Raw genomic sequence first — 3,434 nt, 5'->3', positions numbered from 1 at the left:
CTCCTCCCCACCCCACACACACTGCCGGACCTCCCCACCTACCCCTTCCAGCACCAGCACTACTGGCTCACCGCCCCCGACACCGCCGACGTCACGGCGGTCGGCCTGGCCTCCGCCGAACACCCGCTCCTCGGCGCGGCGCTGACCCGCGCCGACGGCGACGGCATGCTGTTCACCGGCCGACTCTCCACCACCACCCACCCCTGGCTCGCCGACCACACCATCGCCGGCACCGTCCTCCTCCCCGGCACCGCATTCGCTGAACTCGCTCTGCGGGCCGGGCAGGAGGCGGCCGGGTGCACCCGGATCGAGGAGCTGACGCTCCAGGCGCCGCTCGCCCTGCCCGCGCGCGGCGCGGTGAACGTGCAGGTTTCCGTCGGTGGGCCGGACACGTCCGGGCGCCACCCGGTGGACGTATACTCCGAGGCCGACTCCGCTTGGACCCGGCACGCCACCGGCTTCCTCACCGCCACCACGCCGCCGTCGTTCGCGCTGGACGTGTGGCCGCCGCAGGACGCCGAGCGGATCGACGTGGAGGACGCCTACGACCGTCTCCACGCTGCCGGGTACGAGTACGGGCCGGTCTTCCAGGGCCTGCGTGCGGCCTGGCGGTCCGGGAACGACGTGTTCGCCGAGATCCGGCTGCCCGAACTCCCGGCGGGCGCCGGGCCAGACCGGTTCGGCGTCCACCCCGCACTGCTGGACGCCGCCCTGCACCCCATCTCGCTCGGACTGACGGGCGACGACGGGGAGCCGCAGCTGCGACTGCCCTTCGCCTGGTCCGGTGTGTCGCTGTACGCGACCGGCGCGGACGTCCTGCGGGTTCGGTTGACCGCTGTCCGCCCGGACGAGTACGCGCTGCGGATCGCCGACCACACCGGCGCACCGGTCGTCGCCGTCGACTCGCTGGCCGTACGGCAGCCGGCAACGGACGGGCCCGCCGTACGTCGCGGATCGCTCTACGCCCTCGACTGGGTCGAGCTGCCGACCGCCGTCGACACCGAGCCGGACGAGGCAGGTTGGGCCGTCGCCGACCTGCGCGAGGTCGAGGGCGACGATGTCCCGGTCCGCGCCCGGGAAACGCTGCTCCGCACGCTCTCCCGCCTCCAGGCCCACCTGGCCGAGGAGAAGTCGACCCGCACCCTCGTCGTGGTGACCCAGGGCGCGACGGCCACCGCCGACGGTGAGGCGACCGACCCGGCCGCCGCCACCGCCTGGGGCCTGGTCCGTTCCGCGCAGACCGAGCACCCCGGCCGGTTCGTCGTCCTCGACGTGGATGGCTACGCCGACCTCGACACGGTCGTGCCTGCCGCCCTGGCCACCGGTGAGCCGCAACTCGCCCTTCGCGAGGGACGGTTCAGCGCACCTCGGCTGACCCCCGAAACCCCGGCCCGGTCGGCCGCGACCTGGCCCACCGACGGCACGGTCCTGGTGACCGGCGGCACGGGCGCCCTCGGCGTGCTGGCCGCCCGCCGTCTGGTCGCCGAGCACGGCGTGCGCCGGTTGGTGCTGGCCTCGCGAAGCGGCGACCGGGCGGAGGGTGCCGCCCAGCTCGCCGAGGAGCTCGCCGAGCTGGGCGCCGAGCTGCGATTCGCCGCCTGCGACCTCGCCGACCGCGCCGCCGTCGCCGAACTCCTCTACGGCATCGCCGACTTGACCGCCGTCGCACACTGCGCCGGGGTCCTCGACGACGCCCCGGTGGAGTCGCTGGACGCCGACAGCGTCGACCGCGTCCTACGTCCCAAGGCCGACGCCGCCTGGCACCTGCACGAGCTGACCCGCGACCGCGGCCTCTCCGCGTTCGTCCTGTATTCCTCCATCGCCGGCACCGTCGGCAGTGCGGGCCAGGCCAACTACGCGGCCGCCAACGCCTTCCTGGACGCCCTCGCCCAGCACCGCCGCGCCGAAGGCCTGCCGGCCACCAGCCTCGCCTGGGGTCTGTGGGACCGGGGCGACGGCATGGCGGGCCGTCTCGCGGACGCCGATGTCGACCGCCTCTCCCGCACCGGCATCGCCCCGCTCCCCGTCGAGGACGGGCTGGCGCTTCTCGACCTGGCGCCCGTGCTGACCCGCGCGGTCGCCGTCCCGGCCCGGCTCGACCTCGCCGGACTGCGCACCGCGGGCCACGTGCCCGCCGTGTTCGCCCGACTGGTCAAGCCCGCCAGGCTGCGAAAGGTGTCCGAGGCGGGCCCGGCCGGCTCCGACGGCTCGAACGCACTGGCCCTCCGGCTCACCGAGCTCGCCCCGGCCGAACAGGAGCAGTTCCTGCTGGACCTGGTGCGCGGGCAGCTCGCCGTCGTCCTCGGTCACGCGTCAGCAGCGGCGATCGACGCCGAACGCGCTTTCAAGGACCTCGGGTTCGACTCGCTGAGTTCGCTCGAAATGCGCAATCGCCTCAACAACGCGACCGGTCTGCGGTTGCCGAGCACCTTGCTGTTCAACCACCCCACGCCCCTCGCCGTCGCGCGCCAGCTCCGGACGGAACTCGTCGGCACAACCGACGCCGTCACCGCCGTGAAGGCCACTGTCGCCGCCGGCCAGGACGACCCCGTGGTGATCGTCGGGATGGCCTGCCGCTACCCCGGCGGAGTCCATTCCCCCGAGGACCTGTGGCGGCTGGTCGCGGACGGCGTGGACGCCATCGGCGCCTTCCCCGACAACCGCGGCTGGGACCTCGACGCGCTCTACGACCCAGACCCGGACAAGCACGGCAAGACCTACCTCCGCGAGGGCGGGTTCCTCTACGACGCCGACCGGTTCGACGCCACCTTCTTCGGCATGAGCCCGCGCGAGGCCCTGGCCACCGATCCCCAGCAGCGGCTCCTCCTCGAAACCGCCTGGGAGACCTTCGAGCACGCGGGCATCGACCCGGCCGCCCTGCGCGGCAGCGACACCGGCGTGTTCACCGGCGTCATGTACCACGACTACGGCGGACGGCTGCGCGAGGCGCCTGAGGGCTTCGAGGGCTACCTCGTCAACGGCAGTGCAGGCAGTGTTGCTTCGGGCCGGGTCTCGTACACCTTCGGGCTGGAGGGCCCGGCGGTGACGGTGGACACCGCGTGCTCGTCGTCTCTGGTCGCCCTGCACCTGGCCGCCCAGGCGCTGCGCAACGGCGAGTGCTCGCTCGCCCTGGTCGGCGGCGTGACCGTGATGGCCACGCCGGCCGTGTTCGTCGAGTTCAGTCGGCAGCGCGGGCTGTCGGCGGACGGGCGCTGCAAGGCCTTCGGTGCGGGCGCGGACGGCACCGGCTGGGCCGAGGGCGTCGGGCTGCTGCTCGTGGAGCGGCTGTCGGACGCGGAGCGCAACGGGCACCGGGTGCTGGCGGTCGTGCGCGGCAGCGCCGTCAACCAGGACGGTGCCTCCAACGGGCTCACCGCCCCCAACGGGCCGTCGCAGGAGCGGGTCATCCGGCAGGCGCTGGCCAACGCCCGGCT

Annotated in this window: 1 protein-coding gene; it reads left to right on the top strand. The window is 74.1% G+C overall.

Features of this window, described 5'->3' with window-relative positions; translation table 11 throughout:
* The coding region (locus tag ACWC9T_RS41215) for an SDR family NAD(P)-dependent oxidoreductase (RefSeq protein ID WP_449826149.1) at positions 1–3,434 on the top strand (3,434 nt) is incomplete at both ends.

The organism is Kitasatospora sp. NPDC001159 (assembly GCF_053598235.1).
Note: the sequence above shows the minus strand (reverse complement) of the source record. Positions and strands in the feature narration are given on the sequence as shown.